24 protein-coding genes and 1 pseudogene are annotated in these 23,007 nt (G+C 58.9%); 18 read left to right on the forward strand and 7 right to left on the reverse strand.

Annotated elements, in window-relative coordinates; genetic code table 11:
• Positions 1-100 precede the first annotated feature (100 nt).
• From AC1D05_RS29295 to AC1D05_RS29305, 3 genes and pseudogenes are all read right to left on the reverse strand, one after another.
• Complete coding sequence (locus tag AC1D05_RS29295; protein ID WP_477445484.1) at positions 101-457, reverse strand: SPW repeat protein; 357 nt, start codon at positions 455-457, stop codon at positions 101-103.
• A 255-nt stretch (positions 458-712) separates the two neighbouring features.
• Positions 713-1,882 (reverse strand): annotated as a pseudogene (locus tag AC1D05_RS29300) (ABC transporter ATP-binding protein/permease); the annotation flags it as partial.
• Between the two features lie 191 nt (positions 1,883-2,073).
• Positions 2,074-2,301: a DUF680 domain-containing protein gene (locus tag AC1D05_RS29305; RefSeq protein WP_477445486.1), complete on the reverse strand. Its 228-nt coding sequence runs from the start codon at positions 2,299-2,301 to the stop codon at positions 2,074-2,076.
• Between the two features lie 385 nt (positions 2,302-2,686).
• Between AC1D05_RS29305 and AC1D05_RS29310 the strand changes: the two genes are divergently transcribed.
• Together AC1D05_RS29310 and AC1D05_RS29315 are read left to right on the forward strand one after the other, a co-directional pair.
• Entirely contained in the window at positions 2,687-3,421 is a 735-nt protein-coding gene (locus tag AC1D05_RS29310; RefSeq protein WP_477445488.1) for a sensor histidine kinase, read from the forward strand.
• Positions 3,422-3,437: 16 nt separating this feature from the next.
• Complete coding sequence (locus AC1D05_RS29315) at positions 3,438-3,770, forward strand: GNAT family N-acetyltransferase (protein ID WP_477445490.1); 333 nt, start codon at positions 3,438-3,440, stop codon at positions 3,768-3,770.
• Positions 3,771-4,206: 436 nt separating this feature from the next.
• On the opposite strand, the gene AC1D05_RS29320 is transcribed toward AC1D05_RS29315, so the two are convergent.
• The 3 genes from AC1D05_RS29320 to petA are packed head-to-tail and all read right to left on the reverse strand — an operon-like array spanning position 4,207 to position 6,757.
• Positions 4,207-4,989: a pirin family protein gene (locus tag AC1D05_RS29320; protein WP_477445492.1), complete on the reverse strand. Its 783-nt coding sequence runs from the start codon at positions 4,987-4,989 to the stop codon at positions 4,207-4,209.
• Entirely contained in the window at positions 4,982-6,259 is a 1,278-nt protein-coding gene (locus AC1D05_RS29325; protein WP_477445494.1) for a cytochrome b, read from the reverse strand. Before AC1D05_RS29325 ends, AC1D05_RS29320 begins: the two co-directional genes overlap by 8 nt.
• Positions 6,260-6,274: 15 nt before the next feature.
• Positions 6,275-6,757 carry a ubiquinol-cytochrome c reductase iron-sulfur subunit gene (gene petA, locus AC1D05_RS29330; RefSeq protein WP_477445630.1) on the reverse strand — a complete coding sequence of 161 codons (483 nt, stop codon included), beginning with the start codon at positions 6,755-6,757 and terminating at the stop codon, positions 6,275-6,277.
• A gap of 471 nt (positions 6,758-7,228) precedes the next feature.
• Between petA and AC1D05_RS29335 the strand changes: the two genes are divergently transcribed.
• The 16 genes from AC1D05_RS29335 (at position 7,229) to AC1D05_RS29410 (ending at position 21,423) form a co-directional block, all read left to right on the forward strand.
• Positions 7,229-7,813, forward strand: coding sequence for a glutathione binding-like protein (locus AC1D05_RS29335; protein WP_477445496.1), 585 nt, complete (start codon positions 7,229-7,231; stop codon positions 7,811-7,813).
• A gap of 40 nt (positions 7,814-7,853) precedes the next feature.
• Positions 7,854-8,045, forward strand: coding sequence for a hypothetical protein (locus AC1D05_RS29340; protein WP_477445498.1), 192 nt, complete (start codon positions 7,854-7,856; stop codon positions 8,043-8,045).
• A gap of 1,596 nt (positions 8,046-9,641) precedes the next feature.
• On the forward strand, positions 9,642-10,625 hold the full coding sequence (locus AC1D05_RS29345; RefSeq protein WP_477445500.1) for a LysR family transcriptional regulator: 984 nt from the start codon (positions 9,642-9,644) through the stop codon (positions 10,623-10,625).
• Positions 10,622-12,091 (forward strand): NAD(P)-binding domain-containing protein, encoded by a 1,470-nt coding sequence (locus AC1D05_RS29350; RefSeq protein WP_477445502.1) that lies wholly within the window; start codon positions 10,622-10,624, stop codon positions 12,089-12,091. Before AC1D05_RS29345 ends, AC1D05_RS29350 begins: the two co-directional genes overlap by 4 nt.
• On the forward strand, positions 12,088-12,570 hold the full coding sequence (locus AC1D05_RS29355) for a CMD domain-containing protein (protein ID WP_477445504.1): 483 nt from the start codon (positions 12,088-12,090) through the stop codon (positions 12,568-12,570). The genes AC1D05_RS29350 and AC1D05_RS29355 overlap by 4 nt, the downstream gene beginning before the upstream one ends.
• Positions 12,567-13,130, forward strand: a complete 564-nt coding sequence (locus AC1D05_RS29360) for a peroxidase-related enzyme (protein WP_477445506.1) — start codon at positions 12,567-12,569, stop codon at positions 13,128-13,130. Before AC1D05_RS29355 ends, AC1D05_RS29360 begins: the two co-directional genes overlap by 4 nt.
• 56 nt (positions 13,131-13,186) lie before the next feature.
• Positions 13,187-13,927, forward strand: coding sequence for an amino acid ABC transporter ATP-binding protein (locus AC1D05_RS29365; protein WP_477445508.1), 741 nt, complete (start codon positions 13,187-13,189; stop codon positions 13,925-13,927).
• A gap of 24 nt (positions 13,928-13,951) precedes the next feature.
• Entirely contained in the window at positions 13,952-14,779 is an 828-nt protein-coding gene (locus tag AC1D05_RS29370; protein WP_477445510.1) for a transporter substrate-binding domain-containing protein, read from the forward strand.
• Between the two features lie 67 nt (positions 14,780-14,846).
• The gene (locus tag AC1D05_RS29375) at positions 14,847-15,563 is read left to right on the forward strand and encodes an amino acid ABC transporter permease (protein ID WP_477445512.1); all 717 of its coding nucleotides are present in this window, start codon (positions 14,847-14,849) and stop codon (positions 15,561-15,563) included.
• 17 nt (positions 15,564-15,580) lie between these two features.
• Positions 15,581-16,273, forward strand: coding sequence for an amino acid ABC transporter permease (locus AC1D05_RS29380; protein WP_477445514.1), 693 nt, complete (start codon positions 15,581-15,583; stop codon positions 16,271-16,273).
• A 274-nt stretch (positions 16,274-16,547) separates the two neighbouring features.
• Positions 16,548-17,618, forward strand: a complete 1,071-nt coding sequence (locus AC1D05_RS29385) for an NAD/NADP octopine/nopaline dehydrogenase family protein (RefSeq protein WP_477445516.1) — start codon at positions 16,548-16,550, stop codon at positions 17,616-17,618.
• Positions 17,619-17,881: 263 nt separating this feature from the next.
• Entirely contained in the window at positions 17,882-18,163 is a 282-nt protein-coding gene (locus AC1D05_RS29390; RefSeq protein ID WP_477445518.1) for a metal-sensing transcriptional repressor, read from the forward strand.
• 8 nt (positions 18,164-18,171) lie between these two features.
• On the forward strand, positions 18,172-19,503 hold the full coding sequence (locus tag AC1D05_RS29395; protein ID WP_477445520.1) for a cation diffusion facilitator family transporter: 1,332 nt from the start codon (positions 18,172-18,174) through the stop codon (positions 19,501-19,503).
• Between the two features lie 24 nt (positions 19,504-19,527).
• Positions 19,528-19,962, forward strand: coding sequence for a YqaA family protein (locus tag AC1D05_RS29400; protein WP_477445522.1), 435 nt, complete (start codon positions 19,528-19,530; stop codon positions 19,960-19,962).
• An 87-nt stretch (positions 19,963-20,049) separates the two neighbouring features.
• Entirely contained in the window at positions 20,050-20,694 is a 645-nt protein-coding gene (locus AC1D05_RS29405; protein ID WP_477445524.1) for a DUF1007 family protein, read from the forward strand.
• A 9-nt stretch (positions 20,695-20,703) separates the two neighbouring features.
• Positions 20,704-21,423 (forward strand): HoxN/HupN/NixA family nickel/cobalt transporter, encoded by a 720-nt coding sequence (locus tag AC1D05_RS29410; RefSeq protein WP_477445526.1) that lies wholly within the window; start codon positions 20,704-20,706, stop codon positions 21,421-21,423.
• Positions 21,424-21,891: 468 nt separating this feature from the next.
• Here AC1D05_RS29410 and AC1D05_RS29415 read toward each other — a convergent pair whose 3' ends face one another.
• Entirely contained in the window at positions 21,892-22,896 is a 1,005-nt protein-coding gene (locus tag AC1D05_RS29415) for a LacI family DNA-binding transcriptional regulator (RefSeq protein ID WP_477445632.1), read from the reverse strand.
• Positions 22,897-23,007: the final 111 nt, after the last annotated feature.

Here is a 23,007-nt window from a genome sequence, read left to right on the forward strand (position 1 = left end):
GCTGAAGGACTGAAGCCGAGCCGCGTCGTCACCGTTGGAGGCGTCGCGGCGGAAGCAAGCCGATAACATGCTGCGCCGCGACGACCTCCGGTAGTCGGCGTTAGTTGGTGCTCGAATGAGTCTGCGCCCGGCGACTTGCCACCAGCTGCAGGGTGGCGAATACCGCTACGCAAAGTCCGATCAAGACATGCGTCCACATCGGCCCCTGCGCCGATCCGAAGCCGAGGGCAAACGGAGCCGCCACCGCCCAGCATCCTAAAATGAGGTTGGACCATTCCGCCCAATCTCCGTAGCGATAGAGGGCCACGGCGGAACCGCACACGATCAGCGCGCCGACGACCCCGGCGTTCCAAGCCGCTGCAGGCAGCCCGGCGAATGTGATAGCGGCGAAGGCCAAGCCTGCGCCGAGTATCAGGTTGGTCCATTCCAACCCCTTGCTCGGTACTTCATTTATCATCTTCATCTCCTATGTCAGCCGCGCCACGGGGGGTGGCCGGTGCAAGGAGAGTGGGCCTGTCCGGCATATCGGCCAATTCTACACAGGCACCGATCCCTCGATGCTAACGTCTAGGACAGTTCGGGCACGGTGGTGGTAGAACATACCGAAGCGCTTGGGTCACGGCGTGATTGCGGACTTACGAGCAACAATCTTCGATCCACGGCTTCCAGGCAGCCGAAGACGCCGTTGCCCTTTCTATTCGTGATAGCCGGCCTCGAGTTTCTCGAAGGTCAGGCCTTCATAGGCATCGCCGCCGGACTCGATGCGCATTTCCTTGTCATGCCGCACATCGGTTTCGCTCAGCGCGATGCGAAAATCGGCGACGCGCATCAGGGTGGCGCGCCAGTCGGCGATGTTGCCGATATTGTTGATGAACCAGCGCAGCGACGAATGCACTTGATTGAAGGCGCCGACCGCCATCATCATTCCGCCAAAGCTGATATCGCCTGAAAAATAAACCGGCGACGCGACCAGGATCGGCGCCACGACGGTGATCCAGCCATAGGTTTCGGTGATCCAGGACAGGTTTATCTGAGCTGTATAGATGCGCCGCATTGCGGCCAGCATCGTGTCGAGGTCGAGCTCTAGGCGCCGCCTGGCATCGGCTTCGCCGTGGCCGAGCGCAATGGCATTGACGTTCTCGTTGACGCGCACGATCGAAGAACGCAGTTCTGCTTCGCGGGCGTATCGATCGCCGTCAAGGTCAATAAGCGGTCGCCCGACCAGCCAGCTCAGCCACGATCCGATGCCGGCATAGAGGAACGCAGCCCTGACCATGTAGCCCGGTATGGCCAGCGACCAGCCGTTGATGTGGAAGACGAAGCCCGAAGACAGTTCCCACAGCACACCGACGAAAGACACGAGCAGGATGAACGATTGCAGCAGGCCGATGCCGAGATCCGTCGACAGGTCGGAAAGATGCCCGGCGTCCTGCTGCATGCGTTGGTCGGGATTGACGCCGATGGCGCCGGCATTGGCCAGCCGGAGAGCGCGAGCCGGGCGCATCCATTGATCGATCAGGTCGAGGGTCAGCGCCTCGCGCAGCTTCAGCCGGATCATCTGGTTGAGCCAGGTCTGGCCGATATTGAGCACCAGCAGACCGCTGGCGATGGCCGCGAAGACGAGGAGCTGGTGCAAGAAGTCGTTCGTGTCACGCCGCGCCAGCGCGTCGTAGAAAGGCTGGTTCCAGCGGTTGAGCAGCACCTGTCCGACCGAGGTCGCGACAATGACCGCGACGATGCCAACCGACGTCCAGGTGAGCCAGTTGCGAACCGGCGACGCCGTCAAACCTAGTTTGATCGTCTCCAGTTGGTCGCGCAGGCGGCTAGCCTCGACCGGTTCGGCCTTCTCGGCACCTGACCTATCATCCGCCCGGTCAGCCATGCGTGAAATCCATGCTTGCGAGGCGGTCATATAAACGCCGGCACCGCATAGCGGGCTCGGCATGCGAACCTGTCTCGATCGGCGATACGTCGCGGTTATCACGCCGACAGGATTGGGAACGAGCTTCGCCGGTTGAGACGTCGGAAGGACCGGGGCCTCTCGCCCCGGCCCTCAAAATTTCGGCCGTCGGGTTAATGACCCCAGATGCCCTGGCCGGATTCCCAGTTGGGAACAATTGGCCTGCGCACGGTCTGCGGCACGCCGTCATGCTTGTCTGCCTTGCTGGTCGATCCGGTATTAACGGTATCGGTGGCGGTCGCGGGCAAACGCGGATCGGCGCCCGATCCGTAGTGGTCGCTTCCGGCAATGGCGCCTCCCACTGAAGCGAGGAGAGCGGCGGTAACAAGAATCATTTTCATCTGGGTGACTCCGTGTTGATCTTTGATGGCATTCACCCAGTAGAGATACGGGCGCAGCAGCTGCGATACGATCAGACCAGTAGCCGGGATGACCCATACAAGGGCATGGTGCGGCGCAGGTCGAAAGCCAGGGGATGCTGGCGATTCAAGAGGTTTTGGGTGCCTGTGCATCGGCTCCATGCCTGGGAACCGAAGGCCACCGCCAGGGCTGCATCCAGCAGCCCGACCGAAATGCGATAGCCCAGCCCCGTCGCTTGCGATCTTGACTGTCAAGCAACCGATCCTGCACTTTGGCATCATATGGCAGACCCCTTCGCACAATAGGCTTGGCGGGTCGGTTCGGCGCACTCTCTCCCGCAATGCCGACAGAGAGCGGGGGAATGGAATGTCACGCCTGGAACTGAAAGAGGATGTCTTCGACAGTCCGGTAGCCCGTCCACCAGATGGCCGTCCCAGCCAGTTGTCTGCCGCCGGCATCGTTCATGACCTTGGCAATCTTATCCAAGTCGCATCATCCGCTTTGAACCATCTGGCCCGTGACCCCAACGTCTCGGCGGCTCCCGCTCTTGGACCCGTAATTGCTGGCGCCAAAACGGCATTGGAACGAGCCGGCGGCTTGGTCAGGCAGACGATCGGCGCAGCCGGAGGGATCTGCTCGGACATCCACCAGACGAACGTGGGCGACTGTCTCGCGGAGATCGAGAGCCTCATTCGAAGCGCTTGGGACACCAGTATCCGTCTTGAGGTCACGGTCGGACCCGACCTGCCTTTGATAAGATGCGATCGGATCGGGTTGCAAAATGCGGTTCTGAACCTTCTGTTCAATGCGCGGGACGCAATGCCTGACGGCGGTCTGATCTCGGTTGACGTCGCCCTTGTCCCAGAACGGTCTATAGACGGTCAGGTCGATATTCGTGTCGAGGACAATGGAATTGGGATGAGCCGCGAAACCATGGTCCGCGCATTTGACCCCTTCTTCACCACGAAAGGCGAAGGCCTCGGCGGCGTCGGCTTGCCGATGGTGAAGAGCTTTGCCGAGGAGGCGGGCGGAAGCGTCACTGTGCAGAGTACGCTGGGGGCTGGCACAACCGTGACTTTGCGATTGTCGGCAATACGATAGGCAAACGACATCTCAGATGAATATCCCATACTCTGACGGGCCCGATGCAATGTCGCCAGCGCCAAACGTCCATGCGGAGGTCGTTGAAAACACTCGACTGCGTCGTTTCGAGCTGCCGATAACCGGCGAAATAATGGCCGCCGCCTATTACCAGGTCGAGAGCGGGAAGGTGGTTCTGGTCCACACCGAAGTTCCGTCTGAGTTTTCCGGGCAGGGCGTCGCATCGCGATTGGCGCAAGGGACATTTGCTCTACTCCGCAAAACTGGCCGCAAGGCAATCTTGAGGTGTCCATTCATGAACTGGTTTTTCGACAAGCATCCAGATTATGGCGATGTCGTCGACAAATAATTGCGGGCACGATCGTCGATGCTCGAACAAGGGCCAGTGCCAAAATGAATGACGAGCATAATTTGTAGAGGTTCATCACTGCTCAGGATCGGTCTACGAAGCGCGCGCTCACCTCTCGGATTCCGTACGGTGGTCCAGTATCGAGAGTGCACTGGGGGCCCGCAAGGCCTGTCAGCTTCGAGTGTCCGTGCGGTCTTCGGTGATGAGAATTCAGAAACTGCATGCATCTCTGAAACTGTTCCACAAGGCCAGTAACGACGGGCGCCTGCTTTAGACCATGTTTGACGTCTGGTTCGACGGTCTGCCCAGCCAAGGCACGATGAATGAACCCAATCGGGCCCCATACCCCCCGCTCGCTCGCGACCCCTTATCCCGGGATGCGGCGCCGAGCAATCCAAGTTCAGTCGCTGGACCCATTGGGCTGATAGGGGCGAAGTCAAACATGGCGTGGGTCGGCGAGCGACCCGCCACCAAAAAGCATCAGTCGCGCTGCGTGAAAGGCAGGCGCCTGAAGTACAACTTCGACGCCGGGCGTCAGCACGATCAATGCGCCCTCTCCGAATGTACCCGACTGACCGACAACCCTAACCTCGCCGGCGACCACATAGATCGCACGATCACGATGTTCAGATTTCAACTGATATCGCGCGCTGCCCGTGAGCACAATTTCGGCAAAGATCGTCTCTGAAAAGACCTTGACCGGCGAGATCAGCCCATCAGAAGCTCCAGCGATCAAGTTGAATTCAACGCCGTCGGCGCAGATCCTGGGTATTTCAGGTGAGGCAAAGTGCGCGAGGTTGGCGGCGACGTCCTCGTGTTGTAAGGGCAGTGCGATCCAAGCTTGAAAGCCGAGGAGATTACTCCCCGACGCTTTGAATTCTGTCGACGGTCGCTGGACGATTCCAGACCCGGTCGTCATCCAGCTAACATCGCCGGGAAGGATGGTCTGCATTGTGCCGAGACTGTCCCGGAGAACAATTTTTCCGTCTACCAGATAGGTCAAGACAGCAAGGCCGGCATGGGTGGGTGGCCGTATGTCGAAGCCTTGGCCCGCATCGAACTCTTCGGGACCAAAATGGTAGAATTGAATGAAGGGTCCGACCGTGCGCCGATTCAGGAATGGCAATACACGCCGCATCTTGAATCCATCTGACTGGCGAAGGGCCATTGGGAGGATGACGGTGTCAATGCCAGCGATGCTGCTTTGCTGGTTAGTCATGGCTATCTGCCTTTGAGCGGGCCGCATTCTTTTCCAGGACGGCTTCGGTGATCGAATGTGGTAAGGGCTTCGGCGTTTCGATCAGCCCAAGCAACGGCATCACGATCAGGAAGAAAGCGAAATAGTAGAACGTCGCCAACTGGGACATCGTGACATAGGGGCCTTCCGCCGGCTGTGAGCCGAGCCAGCCGAGAAAGAGCGCATTGGCCACGAACATCCAGAAGAATACCCGGTACCAGGGCCTATAAACCGCCGAGCGCACCTTGGAGCTGTCGAGCCACGGCACCAGGAACAGCACGGCGATTGAGCTGAACATCGCCAGCACGCCGCCGAGTTTGGAATCTATCGGTCCCACATTGAAGGTGATGGCGCGCAGGATTGCGTAGAACGGCAGGAAATACCATTCCGGCACGATATGCGCAGGCGTCTTCAGTGGGTTGGCGACCGTGTAGTTGTCTGGATGGCCAAGAAAATTCGGCAGAAAGAACACGAAATAAGCAAAGAAGAACAAGAACACGATAATGCCGACTGCGTCCTTGACGGTGGCGTAGGGCGTAAAGTCGACGACATCAGTTTTCGACTTTACTTCGATGCCGGTTGGATTGTTCTGGCCGACGACGTGAAGCGCCCAGATGTGCAGGGTTACCACTCCGACAAGCAAGAATGGCAAGAGGTAGTGAAGCGCAAAGAAGCGGTTCAGCGTCGGGTTGCTGACACCGAAACCCCCGAGCAGCAGGTGCTGGAACCAGTCGCCGACCACCGGAATTGCACTGAAGAAGCTGGTGATGACAGTGGCGCCCCAAAAACTCATCTGACCCCACGGCAGCACATAGCCGATGAAGGCTGTCGCCATCATCACTAGCAAGTTGGTGCAGCCGAGCACCCAGAGAAACTCGCGCGGCGATTTGTAGGAACCGTAATAGAGCCCACGGCAGATGTGGATGTAGACGGCGATGAAGAAGAATGACGCACCGTTCGCGTGCAGGGAGCGAAGCAGCCAGCCCGAATTCACATCGCGCGTGATGGTCTCGACCGAATTGAAAGCCAGCGCCGTATCGGGAGCGTAGTGCATCGCCAGCACGACACCGCTTATGATCTGCGACGCCAGCATAATCGTGAGAATGCCGCCGAACGTATACGCGTAGTTCAGGTTGCGTGGGACGGGATAGACAATGAACGAAGTATGCACCAGCCGTGGCAGTGGCAGGCGTGTGTCGAACCAGCGGCCGATACCGGTCTGGGGCTTGTAGGTGGAATGTCCCTCGCTCATTGAACTGTCCTTTCCTCAGTCGATACGAATCTTGGTATCGGAAATGAAATGGAACACCGGGATCGCCATGTTCTCCGGCGCCGGGCCTTTGCGAATGCGTCCTGCGGCGTCGTATTGCGAGCCATGACAGGGACAGAGCCAGCCGCCGAGATCGCCGTCTTGGCCGAGCGGGACACATCCAAGGTGAGTACAGACCTGAACCATCACGAGCCACGCTGCCTTGCCGGGCGTGGCTCGGTTGGCATCCGTGGCTGGGGCGTCCGCGGGGAGATTGGCGTTGCGGGCAATCATATCCTTGAGGATAGAAAGACTGACCGCCTCGCTGTCTTCAATTTCCTGCCTGGTGCGGTGGCGCACGACCACCGGCTTGCCGCGCCATTGCACGACGAGCGACATCCCTGGCGTCAGGGAGGAGACGTCGACCTCGACCGAGGGAAGCGCCTCGACAGCCGATGCGAGTTCGGCGGAACGGCTTTCGAGTCCGGAAGGATCTGTCATGATGACCGGCTCCTGTTGCTGGAACAGCTGGTTCATCGCGCCGGCGGCAATCGAGCAATCTCAGCTTCGGCGGTCGCCTGCGCGGTTCTTGGTGTCAGATTGAACAATGCAGGCCGCGGCGGGATGCAAGCCATCGTGCCGAGGGCGCCTCCGTCCAATACTTTCGTTTATGATTTCCTGAGCGAAGGGCTGGCCCGACAACCTTGGACGCCGTGCGTGTTGACAGGGTTCTGGATTCTTTCAGTTACCATCCTTGATGTCGGATGTAGTGCGCGCGGCAGTCAAACCACGATTCCTTCAGTCCGATCATACCTCTGCATAGGCATGCCTACCGGTCGGCGTCGTGGGCGTCCTCCATGCCAAGTGCGAAGCTCCGGAGTGCGCTGTCGAGGATGACTGGCGCCGGGTTGCCAATGGGCTCCCGCTCCGCCCTTTGCGGAACGCCATCCGCGCTTAGAAAGAGAGAAAATCGTGAAACTCTACTACAGCCCTTTCGCCTGCAGCCTGGCTGACCACATCGCGCTCCGGGAGGCCGGCGCCTCCTTTGAGCGCGAAGCGGTCGATCTCGAGACCAAACGAACGGCTTCCGGCAGCGATTTCTTCGCGGTCACGGCCAAGGGCTATGTTCCGGCTCTTGTGTTGGATAGCGGCGAAACGGTCACCGAGAACATCGCCGTTCTCGATTGGATCGCATCGCAGTATCCGGCGTTGGGTTTAGCAGCGCCATTGGGCCGCACACGCGTCCTGGAAGTGCTGAGCTACATTTCGACCGAGATTCACCGAAGCTTCAAGCCTATGTGGCACCCCGGCCGGGATGCCGAGAAATCCAAAGCCAGAGTGACGTTAGCAGGGCAGTTTGAAATCGTCGCTGACGGACTGGAGACAGACTATCTGTTTGGCGATCGGCTCAGCGTCGCCGACTGCTATCTGTTCGTAATGCTGCTTTGGGCAGCGCGCTTCCAAGTTCCTGTTCCCGCCTCTTTGGAGGCTTTGCGCAACCGAATGGATGCTCGGTCGGCGGTACGGATCGCCATGACAGACGAGGGTCTCGTTTAACATCGCCGAGCGAGCCGGAATTCAACGAGGAGAGTATGCCATGTTGGCATTGTTGCGGGCACTTCACCCAATCACAGCCAAGCGCGGCGACGGACTGCGCCCCGAATTTCTGCAGAGACAAATCGAGGATGTGCTGAACCTGAATTTGCCGGACGATCAGCCGGCGCCGGCTAGACTGGTTGAGGAAGAGGACACGAAAACCATGACTGCGATGCTTTCAAGTTCGAGATAGCCGGAGCGCTCCCGCCGACACGTTCGTCGGCGCGCACGATTAACGACGGTCGCCTGCCGCAATGCAGGCGCTGCTGCCACGGCGATTGTCGAGGCCGGTTTGGAGCGCCTCGGCACCTCGGTGCCAGATTGTATCTGTACTGAGACACTCACGTCCTGCGCTCGTCAGATCTTGCCGTTCGACGATTTTATCGACGTGCGAGCATTCAGTAATTTTAACGCTGGCAAGGAGACGCGATATGAAGATTGTGGTCATTGGCGGCTCACATTACATCAGAGCGAGCACCGTCAAGAAATTGCAGCGCAAGGGCCACGAGGTGGAAGTGGCGTCCACACCCCCTCGTGTCAACACCTACATTACGGACCATCGCGATGCGGGCTACGCTGGCCAACATCTCAGGCGTCTGCTCCTGCATTTGGCGTCGCTCCTTCATGAGCTGTGGCGCCAGGGGACGCGTGTGGCGCGGCAAGCTTGGCATTCGGGTCGAAGGCCATGATCCCAAAGCGATGTAGATCGCAAGCGGACGACGCGCTTAGTTGCTTACCCAGAACCCAGTTCTAATCTTGCCATGCCGTGAGCACGCGCGCCCTCATTCGAGATCCGCAATACGAATAAGACCTGCTCGGAGAAGAATCGCGAGAATGGCCGCTTCCCGACTCTGCTGTTCATAAGCTGTCAGTCCGCTTCCGGCCCCATTTCGGTCATTCACTACCAGGGAGTTCCTGACGACCTGCGGCTACATCGGCGATGTCTCGAAGCCTGTAATTAGTCGCGTTCATCGTCCTTAGGTTCGCCAGACCATACGAGAGAATACGAAGGAAACGGCTTGGCGAACCATCCGCTAACGTATTGATTTTGTGTGGAAAATTCTGACCCTCAGCGACTAACATAATCGTTATTTGTCAATGGGTTACGAAGCGGTTCGCCTAAATTGATTCAAGAAACTGATCCGGTCACTCGCTGACCGCACTCATCTTCTACCGAATGGCAGCTTTGCGCCCAATTTCGGTCGTCCAGCGCCCCTTAGCCATCGCCTGAAAGCGGACAGTGGCGACAGCGAACTTCAGTTCGAGCTTGCGCCAAGAGCAAACGGTTGGTTTCAGCTAATTGACGCCTGTAAGCCAACGGACCAACCGCATCGCTTGTGAGGTGCTTTGTCTCGGATCACCTGTAGGTGCTGCGGTGATAATCCGCCCTTGGACTTGTCATTCCCAGGAGAATTATTTCCCAAGTGCGGTTCGATATCCGAAGCCAGCCGATAAAATTCCACATCAAGATCTCCGCCGACTTGTCAATTGAGAGTTCTGGAGTGCCGCTCCCAAAATTTCGGCTCCGTCAAGTGGACACTATCCTTGCCGGTGATGGTTCGTCCAGCGCCAGCGAAGTCCTAAGCGATCACCCGAACGAGCAGTGCGGTGAGTCCGAACGATTTGCCGCTCGCCCACTCCCGCCTCGATGGAACCGGCCATGATCGCGATGCCGGATACGAATGCCACAATCATCACAGCCGCGCTGAAACGCGTTCTCCTGAAAAATCGTTTCCGCCTTGACATAGATCAAATCTGAATGAGATGATGCTATTCATGCAGAATATGCATGAAGGCGGACATGGAAACTCGAGACCTTCAGACCTTCCTTGCGGTTGCCGCCAGCGGCAGCATTACTAAGGCGGCCGATCTGCTCGGGCGTTCCCAGCCTGCGGTGACACGCACCATTCAGGATCTCGAGGCCGAGCTTGGTTTCGAATTGCTGCATCGGGTCGGTCGACGGGTGCAGTTGTCTGAGGAGGGCGTCGCCTTCGAGGAGGAAGCGCGGCGCTTGCTGATGTCCTTCACCGAACTCGCGGCACGGGCCAAGATGATTGCCGCCGGCAGGGGGCGGATCCTGCAGATTGTCACGACGTCTGCGATCGGTACTGGCTTGATCCCGACGGCAATGGCTGAGCTCAAGGGCGTCGAGCTTCCGCACGAGACGCATCTCGGGCAGTTTCTTCCCTCGATCGTCGCCCAAGAGGTACGCAGCGGACGTGCCGAGATCGGATTTTCAAGCCTGCCGCTCGATACGCCTGGTTTGGATGTCCTGCGGCTCTATTCGGCACCTGATGTCGCTGCCGTGCGGGAGGACGATCCGCTGGCTGAACTTGATGTCATACCGCTTTCGGCTTTTGCCGGTCGCCGAGTCGCCACGTTGCTCAATCCGCTGCGTTTTCAGTTGCATGTCGCCAAGGCACTGGCGGCCCGGGGCATCGACACCGGCCCAGTGATCCGGACCAATACTGCCTACGGCGCGTTGCAGATCGTGCGCCACACTGGCGTCGTGGCCGTCATCGATCCCCTCACGGCTTACGGCGTCGCCCTGCCTGGGGTCGTCATCCGCGCGATCGACGTAACCGTTCTCTTTTATTGGGGTGTTGTGGCTGCCGAAAGACGTCCCCTTCGTCCTGTCGCGCAGGCGTTGATGGATGCAGTCGAAGCCGTGGCTGAACGGTCGATCTCCGGTTTCAAGAAGCTCGATCCGGCTTTGGCTGGCCAATTGGTGACCGATCCCGTGTCGGGGACAAATAACGGAACCGGAATATGAAGCATACTCCCACCCCGGCGGCATCGACGGGCCTTGCCGCGCTGGAAGCCCGGCTCGCGCAGGATCTCGACTGTCTCGAGTTGCCCGCCAAGCCCTGGGTTCCCGGGCGTTCGTACGACGGCGTGCCGGTCCGTGACGTTGTGGTGATCGGCGCCGGCATGTGCGGACTTGCGGCTACGGCAAAGCTGGTGCTGGCCGGGATCAGCAATGTCGTCGCCTATGATGCGGCTCCGGCCGGGCTCGAGGGGCCATGGGTAACGTTTGCCCGCATGCAAACGCTCCGGTCGCCGAAGACCCTCAACGGTCCGTCGCTCGGCCTGCCGCAGTTGACGTTCCGCGCCTGGTTCACGGCTCAGTGGGGCATCGAGGCTTGGCAGTCGCTGGACAAGATCCCCAGGGGCCAGTGGATGGATTACCTGGTCTGGTACCGCAAAGTCCTTGCTCTGCCGGTGCGCAACAGCGTGCGCATGACCGGCGTTGCGTCCATTGGTGATCTGATTGCGGTCGATATCGAGGGCGCGGAAACAGGTCGGGTTCTCACCCGTAATCTGGTTCTGGCCACAGGCCGGTCTGGTCTCGGCGGCTTTGCCGTGCCCGACTTCCTGAGGGGTATCGACCACGCCTATTGGGCCCATTCTGCCGACGACATCGATTTCGGTGCGCTGAAAGGTAAGCGCGTCGCGGTCATCGGCGCCGGTGCCTCCTCTATGGACAATGCCGCGACGGCGCTCGAGGCTGGCGCCGGCTCTGTCGACATGTTGATCCGGCGCAAGGAGATGCCGCGCATCAACAAGCTGACCGGCATCGGCAGCCCGGGTGTTGTGCTGGGCATGTTTCATTTGCCCGATGACTGGAAGTGGAAGTTCTTCGACTACACCGCCTCGACCCAGACACCGCCGCCGCGTTCTTCCACGCTTCGGGTGTCTCGTCATGCGAATGCTCGGTTCTTTCTGGACTGTGGCATAGTCGCGGTGAAGCAGGATGCGGAAGGCCTTCTGGTCGAAACCACACAAGGGCCGATGCGCTACGATTTCATGATCGCGGCAACCGGCTTTTCGAACGACTTCAGCGACCGCCCGGAATTTGCAGCACTCGCCCCATACATCCGCACCTGGTCGGATGGTCGATATACGCCGGATATGGGGCCGGCGCGTGCAGGTATGTCGGACGCGCCGGATCTTGGTCCCACCTTCGAATTTCGCGAACGTGTCCCCGGCTCTTGCCCGATGCTGGCGCATATCCACTGCTTCAACGACGCCGCCATGCTGACCCACGGCAAGGTCTCCGGCGATATCCCGGCTGTAAGTGCCGGCGCCGACCGTCTGATCCGCGGCATCGCCGCATCGCTGTTTGCCGAAGATGTCGAAACTCACTTCGCCAATCTGGTTGCCTACGACACCCCCGAACTCCAGGGCGACGAATGGGTCGATTCAACCCCCTTGCTGCAGAAGGAGGCTGCGTTGTGATCGACGCGATGGACAAGGCCGCCGGTCTTTCACCGGATGATGCCCTTTTCGCCGCACGGCGGTTCAGGCCCGAATTCGTGCACGGGGCGGAAGAATGTCGCGTCTCCGTGTTGCAGCCGGCAAACGATCAGGGGCTGGTACCGAATTTAAGGGTTGCCCTGGCCCGTCGCATGGCCGCCCTGAATGACGATCCGGTGCTGATGGCCGAATATGATGTGCAACTGGCTCAGCTTGGTCCGACTGAGCAGCTTCTGGCCTTGGCCCAGGGTGAAACGGATTTGAATGAACCCCTGGCGACCATCGTCCGTCATGTTGACCTGATCACCCTGACGCCGAAAAAGGCGGAAGCGAACCATATCGCCCTCCTCGCCAAGGCCGGATTGAACAATCCTCAAATCGTCGCTCTCTCCGAGCTGATTGCCTTTGTCAACTTCCAGACTCGGGTGGCGGCCGGCTTGCGCCTGATGAGGTCGACATGATTTCCTCGGTTCGTCTGAAGCCATTGAATTGGCATCCGTACATCGCGCCGGTCGAGCTATCCGAGGCCACGCCGGAACAGCTTGAAGCGATGAAGGTCACGCCATCGGCCAAGAAGGTTTCGGAATATGTGCGCACCCTAGCGCATGACCCAGAGAGCTATCTGGCTCGCACCATCTTGTTCAACGCAATCATGTATGTCGAAGGCGGGCTTGCCCGTCCCGACCGCGAACTCGGTGCATTGGGCGCCTCGATCGTCAATGGCTGCAAATTCTGTGCCGTTGTTCACGCCCGCAGGCATGCGGAGCTGACCAAGAGTAACGAAGTGGTCACCGCGCTGTATCTCGACAAGGCCGAAGCGCTAGGCCCACGCGATGCGGCAATCTACAGCTTTGCCCGCCGCCTGTCGGCGGCACCGTCGGAAGCGACGGCAGACGATATCGCCGCGCTTCGATCTGTCGGCATGGATGATCGCGAGATCATCGACCTGATCCACGCCATATCGATCTTCGGCTGGGCAAACCGGCTGATGCACGTTCTCGGCCATGCGGAGAGCGGGTGATGGCGTCGCATGCGGTCAAGGCACTCCGTCCCACACTCTGAAGGGCACCAACCAGAATGCTTGAACTCAAAGATATAAAGCTGTCCTACGGAAGCACGCAGGTCCTGAACGGCGTCAATCTCTCGGTAAAGCGAGGTGACGTCGTGTCAATCATCGGCCCCAGCGGCACCGGCAAGACCACCCTGCTGAAATGCATCAACTACCTGGTCAAGCCGGCATCCGGGACCATCGCGTTCGATGAGATTCGGATGGATTACCAGCGCGCCGACAAGGCAGCTATCCAGGCGATCCGGCTCCGGACAGCGATGGTCTTTCAGCAATTCAACGTCTTCAAGAACATGACCGTCCTCCAGAACGTCATGGATCCGCTGGTCGTCGTGCAGCGCAAATCCACGGACGAGGCGCGTGAAATCGCGCTTATGGAGCTTGAACGAGTTGGCCTCTCCGCCAAGCGGGACAGCTATCCATCCCAGCTGTCAGGCGGACAGCTCCAACGGACTGGAATCGCGCGAGCGCTAGCGGTTCGGCCGGATGTGATCCTCTTCGACGAACCGACATCATCGCTTGATCCCGAACTGGTCGGTGAAGTTCTGAAGGTGATCAAAGACGTCACCTCATCCGGGATCACTTCGCTGCTTGTGACCCACGAGATGCAATTCGCAAGGAACATATCAAACCGGATCGTCTTCATGGATCGTGGCGTGGTTGCCGCTGACGGCAGTCCGGCTGAGATCTTCGATGCGCCCTCCAGCCCACGACTTGCTCAATTCCTGCAGTCAGAACTTGCTTTTCAATAACTCAACAAGAAGGGAACCTAAGAAATGTCTGCAATCACATCCAGTTTTTCCCGTCGCTATGCCCTGGCCGTCGCCGGCGGCATCGCAATTGCGCTTGCAACCGCGGGGATTAGTTACGGTCAGACCGTTCGGACAATCAAGATCGCGACGTCTGCCGAGTCCAAGCCGCTGGCATGGGGCGCGCTCGGCGTCGAGCCGCAAGGCTATGAACCCGACCTTCTGAGGGCGATCAACGCGAAGTTGCCGCAGTACAAGTTCGAAATGGAAGGTGTCTCTGATATCGCGCAGGAAACCGGCCTGGCCACGGGCAAGTACGACATCGCGGTCGGCGGCTACTACAAGTCGCCCGAGCGAGCCAAGCAGTTCTTCATTCCGGAAAACCCCATGGGGGCCAGCCTGATGAAGATCTACAGCAAGAAAGGCAGCGGCATCAATGAAATGAAAGACCTGGTCGGCAAGAGGATCGTTCCGACCACGGCCGGCGGCGGAACCTACAAGTTTATTATGAATTGGCAAAAAGAAAATCCGCAATACAAGCTTGATGTCACGGCGTCGAGTGCTGGTATCCCGTACCCGAACCGCCTGGACGAAGTTCAGAACGGCAAGTTCGACGCGCTGGTCCTGCCTTCAAATCTGGGTGAGCAGACCGTCATCGATGAAAAGAAGCTCGACATCGTGGCGTCCGAACCAGTCTTCAGCAACAATACCTATATGCTCATTCACAGGTCAGATGAAAACAAGGTTTTGGCCGATGATGTGAACAAGGTTCTCAAGGAACTAAAAGACGACGGTACGATTGAAAAGCTCTCGCAGAAGTGGTTCGGTGAAGGCATCGTCAAGTATATGAAATAGCACGGCCATCAACGTAGATAATTGTTAGTCAGCGGCAAGGCTGAATTGCAAGAAGGAATGTTTCAAAGTGGATGTTTCTGCTATGATTCCCGAGTTGCTCTCGGCGTTGCCGTTGACGCTCGCCATCACGTTTACGGCCATGTTCGTGGGCTTTTGCTTGGCGCTCATCGCGACAACACTCCGGGTTCGCAGGATACCAGTGGTCAGTCACCTCACCGACCTCTACGTGTCCTATGCCCGCAGCGTTCCCGTCGTCCTCCAGTTGTTTGTAGCGTTCTACGGGCTTCCCTTGTTGGTGGCTCTCTTCGGCTCAGCAGATTTCTTTTCGCCGACGATCGCAGCGATGGTGGGACTGAGCTTTTACCATGGCGGGTATCTGTCGGAAGTCATGCGGCCCGCATATCTGGCTGTCGATCGCGGCCAGCATGATGCAGCCGACAGTCTAGGATATACCTTTCGCCAGAAGATCGCTCGCGTCGTGGGTCCTCAGGCGGTGCACTTCGCATTGCCGGGTTATGGAAACTCCATCATCTACCTGATCCACAACGTTGCGCTGGTCATGTACATCGGGGCGGCGGACGTGATGGCGACCGCGCATTTGATCATGGAGCGCGACTATAACCAGTACCAGTTCGAAACCTACCTCGTCCTGGCAGTCATCTATGCGCTGATGTGCCTGATCGCGTGGGCCATCGTGCACTTCTTCGAGCTTCGCTCGCCGATGCAGGCGCCTGAGGCGACTACAACGGCTCAGATCAAGAACGCGGCCATCGCCAGCGTCTGACGTAAGGGTATTCAACCATGTTCGATACCGAAATTTTGCTGCAGGACACGCAGGAAATCCTGGGTGCCGTACCTGTAACGCTTGGAATGGCGCTCACGATTTTCGTCTTGTCGACGATAGTCGGCAGCATTTTTGCACTCGTCGAATATCGACGAGTCCCAGTGCTGCGAGAGCTCATCATGGCTTACAAGATCGTCTTCAAGGGCGTTCCGATGGTCATCGTGATTTTCCTCGCCTATTTCGGTCTGCCCCCGGCATTCCAGTTCCTGCTCTCGTTGCTCGGGATCAACTTCAACGCCCACGAAACACCCAACTGGGTCATCCTTGTTATCGCGGTGACAGGCTGTATCGCTGCATTCCAATCGGAGATTATCAAGGGAGCCCTGAACGCCTTCGACACCGGTCAGTCAGACGCCGCCCATTCGCTGGGCTATACAAACGGCCAACTCTTCCGGCGGATTCTATTTCCCCAGGTGGTCCTCACGGCAATTCCCGATCTTACGACCTCGATGATGGTCATCATGAAGGCGCTTTCTCTCGGATTCGCCATCGAGGTTGTCGATATCTTCGCCCAGTCCCAGCTAACCGCCGCTCTGAATTACTACTACCTCGAAGCCTTCGTGATTGCCGTCGTGATCTACATGGTGATTGCCTATGTCGTCACCCAGATTGCCGACAGGCTGGAGCAGGCGCTGAGGGTGAGGACCTAAGGGTAGCCTCCTCGCAGCTCTCTTGAGCGGAATTCGTTCAGCTGAATCGCAGTCTCCACAGGGAGCCTGGAATAACCCCCACGGCATCGGGAAAAGCGGCGAAGAGGTTGCTCATGAGCTGCCTGCCGACCGTTATCCGACGCCGACTAGCCGGCGCCATCTCGAAGAGCAATCGGGCGGCGCATCAGGCGGTCAACGACGCGGCTGCAAGTTCGGCACGGGTTGAAGGCCGCGACAGTCTTGGAGTCTCAATGGCTGCAACAGGAGCATTACCATGCGGGTGAGTATTCTGGGAGCCGGAGCCATTGCCTATGGCCTTGCCGCCTATTTGGCGGAAGCGGGACACGACCCCATGCTTTGGTCGCCGTCCGGAGAGCGCACCAAGGCGCTTGCCGCCGGCGAATTGCTGAAGGCCACGGGGGCCATCGAGGCAACGGTACCGGTGCGCATCGCCAGGGATTGCAAGGATGCCATTGCCAATGCAGACGTCGTCGTAATCGCGCTACCGGCCAACGGCCACAAGATGGTGATGGATGCTGCCACTCCTTATCTGAGCGAGGGATTGCCGGTCATCATCAGCTCTCACAGTTCCTTCGGAGCGCTGTATCTCTCCAAGCAACTGGCGGAGCGCAAAGTCAGCCTGCCGATCGTCGTCTGGGGCACAACGCTCGTGAGCGGCCGCCAGCGCGGACCAACTGAAATCGATGTTGCCAGCGTTCGCCAGAAACTTGATGTCGCGACGCTGCCTTTCAATGCGCTGGACCAAGGGTTCGAGCTTTGCACGGCCTTGTTCGGCGATCGTTTCGTCAAGCGGGACGGTCTGCTTGCAATCGCGCTCAGCAACCTCAATCCGCAGAACCATCTTGGAATTGCCCTTCTCAATCTCACACGCATGGAGAAGGCCGAGCGATGGAGCCAGGGTGGAAACGTCACCCCGGCCGTTGGCCGCGTTATCGAGGCTCTGGACGCCGAACGATTGGCGATCGCTGCCCGTTTTGGCATAGCGGTACGCACCGTCGAAGAGCATTTTTCATTGTCGTTCCATGTCGCCATGAGCACCGTTTCGAAAATGAACCAGGAGATGGATCGCCAAGGCCGAGGCGGCTTTGGCCCGACAACTATCGAAAGCCGCTATATTCTCGAGGATGTTCCGTTCGGACTGCTGCCGACCGTATTTTTGGGGAAGATCAGCGGAAATCCAGCGGCCCTCCACGAATCTGGAATTTCCATATTGTCGGCGGCTTATGGCCGCGATCTCAGGGGAGACAATGATATTCTTCCTGCACTCGGCATTGAGGGAATGGCAAAAGCAGATCTCGAAAACCTTTGCCGTAAGGGATTTTAACAACTCTTCGCTGTGATTGCAGTATAGGCCGATACATCTCAGAAGCCGCGGGCGGTGCTCGCCGGCGAGCAAGACGTGGCAGCCGCGTCGGCGAGGGCCTGGAGAAGTCCCTTTAAGACCCGGCACAAAGCCCGCATAGTCACGTCCCGCCGTGGCTACCAATGCCAAACAACATAACGCCCGGCCTTGGAAGGATTATCAGCCATCGGCGGATGCTCGAATCGATATTGTCTTATCCCCTCCGGGGGGATAGGAAGAAAGCCATGAGCGAACAGCTACACATCCACGAAACGCACCCCGATATCGTCAAGCGCCTGAAACGCGCCGACGGACATCTCAAGGGCGTCATCGAAATGATCCAAGCGGGTCGGCCTTGCCTCGACATCGCCCAGCAGCTTCATGCTGTCGAGAAGGCCATTTCGCAGGCCAAGAAGACGCTGATCCAGGATCACCTCAACCATTGCCTTGAAGACGTCGTCGGACCGCTGGCGCGCGAGCAGCGCCGCTCGATCGACGAATTCAAGGACATCACCAAGTACCTGTGAGAGACGCAATGATGGACAAAATCCGCGATTGGTTCGGCTTCGGCCCGATGACACAGGGCTTCGGCGCCCATGGGCACGATCATGGCGATGGTGGTGGCCATGGCCACACCCACGGCGTCATCGACCCGACGATCGCGACGACGACGCGAGGCATCTGGGCGATCAAATGGTCTTTCGTCGTTCTGGCGATAACCGCAGCGCTCCAGCTCGTGGTCGTGTTTGTCTCCGGCAGCGTGGCGCTACTGGCCGATACGATCCACAATGTCGGCGACGCAGGCACCGCAATCCCGCTGTGGATTGCCTTCATGCTGGTCCGCCGCAAACCGAGCAAGACATTCACCTATGGGCTAGGCCGGGTTGAAGACCTTGCCGGAATTCTGATTGTTCTAATCATTCTCTTCAGCGCCATCGTCGCCGGCTACGAGGCAATCGACAGGCTGGTCAATCCGCGTCCTATTGCGTTTCTTGGCTGGGTTGCAGCAGCCGGCATCATCGGGTTCCTCGGCAACGAAGCCGTTGCCGTGTTCCGTATCCGTGTCGGCCGCGAAATCAATAGCGCTGCGCTGATCGCGGATGGTTATCATGCCCGCACCGATGGCTTCACCAGCCTGGCGGTGGTCCTAGGCGCCGTCGGTGTGTGGCTTGGTTTTCCGCTCGCCGATCCGATTGTCGGGCTCTTGATTACGGTGGCGATCTTCGCGATTGTCTGGCAGTCGTCAAAGGCCGTCCTGACGCGCATGCTCGACGGTGTCGAGCCCGGTATCGTCGACGAGATCCACCACGCGGCCGAACATGTCCGAGGCGTCGAGCGGATCAGCCAGGTGCAGGCGCGCTGGATCGGCCATCGACTGCATGCAGATGTCGCCATCCGCGTGGCTGATAACGCGAGCGCAAAGGACCTGATCGGCATCACCGAGGCCTTACGCAGGGAATTGTTCGATCACCTGCCGGCGTTGGCCGAAGCGAATATCCGCCTGGAGGGCGAGAATGGGCCGACGGGCAGCGGTTCCTCACATGCCCATCACGCGCCTGAGCCTTTCAAGGTCGCCAGCGATCTGGCCTCGGGACTGCTAGAGATCGTTGACACATCGGCCGGAGAACGCATGCGTCTCACCGTCGACAGCCATGCCGACGATCTGGTGGCGACTGTGATCATCGATCGCCCGGAGGGGCCAGAGACAGTGGCTCTTGGACCCGTCGCCGGCGATCACCACCGCTTGGAGAGCAGCGTTGCTCCGGCAGAGCCGCATGAGTTCGAGGCGAGGTTGGTCCTGACGGCAAAAGGTCGGGAACAGGTTCTGCCGTTCAAGATGGTCGAGCCGGAAAGCCACCATCATTAGGTCGATAGGCGGACACGCGGGTCCATGACTGATTTGGCGGCTTACGCGGGTCTGTTCCTTGCGGCCTTGATCGCCGCGACCATCCTGCCGATGCAATCGGAAGCGGTGTTGGTGGGGCTGCTGCTCGCGGATTACTCGCCTTGGCTTCTGATCGCGGTAGCCAGTGTCGGCAACGTGCTCGGCTCGGTCGTCAACTGGCTGATCGGGCGCGGCTTGGAGCGTTTTCGCGATCGGCCCTGGTTTCCAGTAAATGAAGCGGGACTGGAGCGTGCACAACGATGGTATCGCCGCTATGGAAAATGGTCGCTTCTGCTAAGCTGGGCACCTGTCGTTGGCGATCCTCTGACGGTCGTTGCGGGCACCTTGCGTGAACCATTTCGCATGTTCCTGCTGCTCGTCACCATCGCCAAGGTCGGTCGCTATCTTGTTCTTGCGGCTGTAACCCTGAAGGTGATTTGATCCTGCGACTATGTCCGCCCCCATTTCGGCCTGCTTGCAATGGCAGGTGTCCCGCGTGATCGAAAACGAGCGAAGAGCGAGCCAAAGATGCGCCTGTCGGGCATAGTATCCAGCGTGGCATTGTTGCTCGCCTCAATTGCGCCGGCGGGCGCCCATCCTCATGTGTTTGCCGAGGCGAAGATGGATTTGAACATCGGTGCTGACCGAACCGTCAAATCGCTTCGGCATCTCTGGCGTTTCGATGATCTCTTTTCCAGCACCGTGTTGATGGAATTCGACAAGAATTCCGATCTCGTGCTCGACGCGGAGGAACTCGCCGCCGCCGCTCTCACCATCCATGCCTCGCTTGCCGAGTACAATTATTTTCAAATGGTCACGGTGGATGGCAAAGACGTAGCGATGTCGCCGCCGGCCAACCTTGTTACCAGCTATGAGAACAATCAACTCGTCATCGAATTCGACACGAAACCTAAGGAGACGTTGCCGCTTTCCGGCAAAGTCAGCATCGGTGTCTACGATCCGACCTTCTATACGGCCATCGATTTCACAAGCGACGACAAGATCGCGGTGGCCGGCCTGCCTGAAGACTGTTCGCGCTCGGTGGTGCGTCCCGACCCTGATACCGCAATCGCACAGAACCAGGGAAAGCTGACGGACGCTTTCTTCAGTGATCCGACGGGAACCGATCTCGGCAAGATTTTCGCGACACGCCTCGAACTGACCTGCGGGTGAGCCGCTTCGATGGCACTATTCCAGACCCTCGTCGAATTCCAGCGCACGATCTACCTGACGCTGGCCGAGCAGATCAAACTGCTTTCGGCCGGCGGCGGCTGGCTTGCCTTCATGGCCTTTCTGCCGATGGGCGTGCTCTTCGGCGCGGCGCATGCCCTGACGCCCGGCCATAGCAAAGCGGTGTTGGCGACCTATCTCGCTGGATCGGAAGCAAAGGTTGCGCGCGGGCTATTGGTCTCGTTGACGCTCTCCTTCACCCATGTGACGATCGCTGTGCTGATTGCAGTTCTCTCGCTGCCGTTGGTTTCGATCGCGCTTGGCAGCGTTGGCCGGGCGCCGTTGCTCGAAGACATCAGCCGCGGTCTCCTTGGCTTGATAGGCGCCTGGATGGTTTGGCGCGCTCTGCGCCACCGCCATCACCACAAACACGAGGGCGAGGTGGTCGGCGTGATGGCGGGGCTGGTTCCGTGCCCGCTCACCTTGTTCGTCATGACGTTCGCGATCGTACGCGGCGTACCGGTGGCCGGTCTGCTGTTTGCCGGCACGATGATGGTAGGGGTGGCGATCACTCTTTGCAGCGTGGCGGTCCTCTCCATACTGCTCCGCGAAAGCCTGATGCATTTCGTTGACAGCCGGCCGCGCCTGTTCGATGCGATCACGCGCACCATCGAAGGGTTCGCTGGTGCGGCTCTCGTCGCCCTGGCAGTCCATGAAATTCTGCTTCGCTGATCCGACCGCGACGCGCGGCGGTTGAGAATCAGGCCTGCCAAGGCCATTCTGCGCATTCTTATCGACGCGATTATCCCGAAAGCTGACGGACAGCTTCCGGCCCCAATGCGGCTGCGCTGATAGTGTTATGGTCAAAATGCATTGATTGACCTTCTTTGTGGAAAGAACTGAGCACTGCTCGCATGGAAAACTAGTCGTCTTCTTGGTCCTTTGGTTCGCCAGACCATACGAGTGAATACGAAGGAAACGGTTTGGCGAACCATCCGCTAACGTATTGATTTCCTGTAGAAAACGCTGACCCTCCGGGCCCACCAGATTATTATACATCGCCGCTGCAAACTGGCCGAAATCATCTGGGACAGCCTCCGCCTCGGAGCGCCGGCGCCCTCTCGAGATCACCATTCTCGACAGCGTTCGCCATGCGGTTGATCCAGCGGACCGGGCGCCCGATGCGCATTCTGCGCAAATTCAGGCTGAGCTTCGCAGCATCAGTTCGGCGTTGAGCAGAATGCGTCCGCTTTCGCGTTTCGCTGCCTTTTCATCCAGCCGCGCCAGCAGCAGTTCGATGGCCAGGCGGCCGATCTCGTTGTAGTTCTGCGCGACCGTCGTGATGGGTGGGCACGCATAGCGCGACAAGGGATGGTCGTCGTGTCCAGCAACCCGCAGGTCGCAATCCGCGCCATGGCCGACCTTCAGGCCAAGCTGGAACGCGGCGCCGATCACGCCGAAGGCAACACGGTCGTTGGCGCAAAGCACCGTTTTCGTCGGGAAACCTTGCGCCTGCAGGATGCGAAGCGCTTCGTCAAAGCCGAATTTTTCGAAATCCCACGATCTGATGTCGGCGACGGGCACGATTTCTGGCGTCATCTTGAACTGCTGCATGGCCTCGACATAGGCGTCCTGGCGTGCCGAGGCGTTGTTGTTGACGAGCGGCATGGCGAAGTAGCAGGGGGGCTCGCCAGACCTGCAGAGATAGTCGACGATAAGCCGAAAACTCTGCCTGTTGTCGGTGCCGACGAACGAGGAGGTGTCGTCAAGCGGCGAGTCGACATAGATCAACGGGATGCTCGATCCGAGTTCGGCCAGGATCCTGTGGTGAGACTGAACGCCAAGCGGCGCGATGATGGCGCCGGCGATGTTCATCGATCGGAACGTCTGGATCGCCTGGTCTTCCATTTCAGCGCGCCCGTCGGAGGAGAGCACGAACGCCAGGAAGCCGGCTTCATTGGCGATCGTCTCGATGCGGCGCGTCAGCGCCATGTAGAACGGATCCGTTGAATTCGGGATGATGACTCCCAGTATGTTGCTGCGGCGGCGATTGAGATTGACGGCGAACATGCTCGGTCGGAAGTCGGACTTCTTCAGCGCGGCCTCGATCGCGCTGCGGGTGTTTTGCCTCACCGAACCGGGATCGTTGAAATATTTGGAAACCGTCGTGCGGGACAGACCGACAAAGGCAGAAAAATCCTCCATCGTTCTTATCGTCTTCGCCATCCATGGCCCCCTGTTTGAACCCGCCGTCTCGACCTTCTACGTGAGTCACCCATTTGCGCAAAGCCGGAGGGTTTTTCTCGCGGATGCGCA

The sequence above is a fragment of the Mesorhizobium sp. P2_E9 genome (assembly GCF_056403815.1).

Coding starts and splice junctions, on each gene's coding strand:
- AC1D05_RS29295 (WP_477445484.1), bottom strand. CDS start 457: ATGATAAATGAAGTACCGAGCAAGGGGTTGGAATGGACCAACCTGATA.
- AC1D05_RS29305 (WP_477445486.1), bottom strand. CDS start 2,301: ATGAAAATGATTCTTGTTACCGCCGCTCTCCTCGCTTCAGTGGGAGGC.
- AC1D05_RS29310 (WP_477445488.1), top strand. CDS start 2,687: ATGTCACGCCTGGAACTGAAAGAGGATGTCTTCGACAGTCCGGTAGCC.
- AC1D05_RS29315 (WP_477445490.1), top strand. CDS start 3,438: ATGAATATCCCATACTCTGACGGGCCCGATGCAATGTCGCCAGCGCCA.
- AC1D05_RS29320 (WP_477445492.1), bottom strand. CDS start 4,989: ATGACTAACCAGCAAAGCAGCATCGCTGGCATTGACACCGTCATCCTC.
- AC1D05_RS29325 (WP_477445494.1), bottom strand. CDS start 6,259: ATGAGCGAGGGACATTCCACCTACAAGCCCCAGACCGGTATCGGCCGC.
- petA (WP_477445630.1), bottom strand. CDS start 6,757: ATGACAGATCCTTCCGGACTCGAAAGCCGTTCCGCCGAACTCGCATCG.
- AC1D05_RS29340 (WP_477445498.1), top strand. CDS start 7,854: ATGTTGGCATTGTTGCGGGCACTTCACCCAATCACAGCCAAGCGCGGC.
- AC1D05_RS29345 (WP_477445500.1), top strand. CDS start 9,642: ATGAAGGCGGACATGGAAACTCGAGACCTTCAGACCTTCCTTGCGGTT.
- AC1D05_RS29350 (WP_477445502.1), top strand. CDS start 10,622: ATGAAGCATACTCCCACCCCGGCGGCATCGACGGGCCTTGCCGCGCTG.
- AC1D05_RS29360 (WP_477445506.1), top strand. CDS start 12,567: ATGATTTCCTCGGTTCGTCTGAAGCCATTGAATTGGCATCCGTACATC.
- AC1D05_RS29365 (WP_477445508.1), top strand. CDS start 13,187: ATGCTTGAACTCAAAGATATAAAGCTGTCCTACGGAAGCACGCAGGTC.
- AC1D05_RS29370 (WP_477445510.1), top strand. CDS start 13,952: ATGTCTGCAATCACATCCAGTTTTTCCCGTCGCTATGCCCTGGCCGTC.
- AC1D05_RS29380 (WP_477445514.1), top strand. CDS start 15,581: ATGTTCGATACCGAAATTTTGCTGCAGGACACGCAGGAAATCCTGGGT.
- AC1D05_RS29385 (WP_477445516.1), top strand. CDS start 16,548: ATGCGGGTGAGTATTCTGGGAGCCGGAGCCATTGCCTATGGCCTTGCC.
- AC1D05_RS29390 (WP_477445518.1), top strand. CDS start 17,882: ATGAGCGAACAGCTACACATCCACGAAACGCACCCCGATATCGTCAAG.
- AC1D05_RS29395 (WP_477445520.1), top strand. CDS start 18,172: ATGATGGACAAAATCCGCGATTGGTTCGGCTTCGGCCCGATGACACAG.
- AC1D05_RS29400 (WP_477445522.1), top strand. CDS start 19,528: ATGACTGATTTGGCGGCTTACGCGGGTCTGTTCCTTGCGGCCTTGATC.
- AC1D05_RS29405 (WP_477445524.1), top strand. CDS start 20,050: ATGCGCCTGTCGGGCATAGTATCCAGCGTGGCATTGTTGCTCGCCTCA.
- AC1D05_RS29410 (WP_477445526.1), top strand. CDS start 20,704: ATGGCACTATTCCAGACCCTCGTCGAATTCCAGCGCACGATCTACCTG.
- AC1D05_RS29415 (WP_477445632.1), bottom strand. CDS start 22,896: ATGGAGGATTTTTCTGCCTTTGTCGGTCTGTCCCGCACGACGGTTTCC.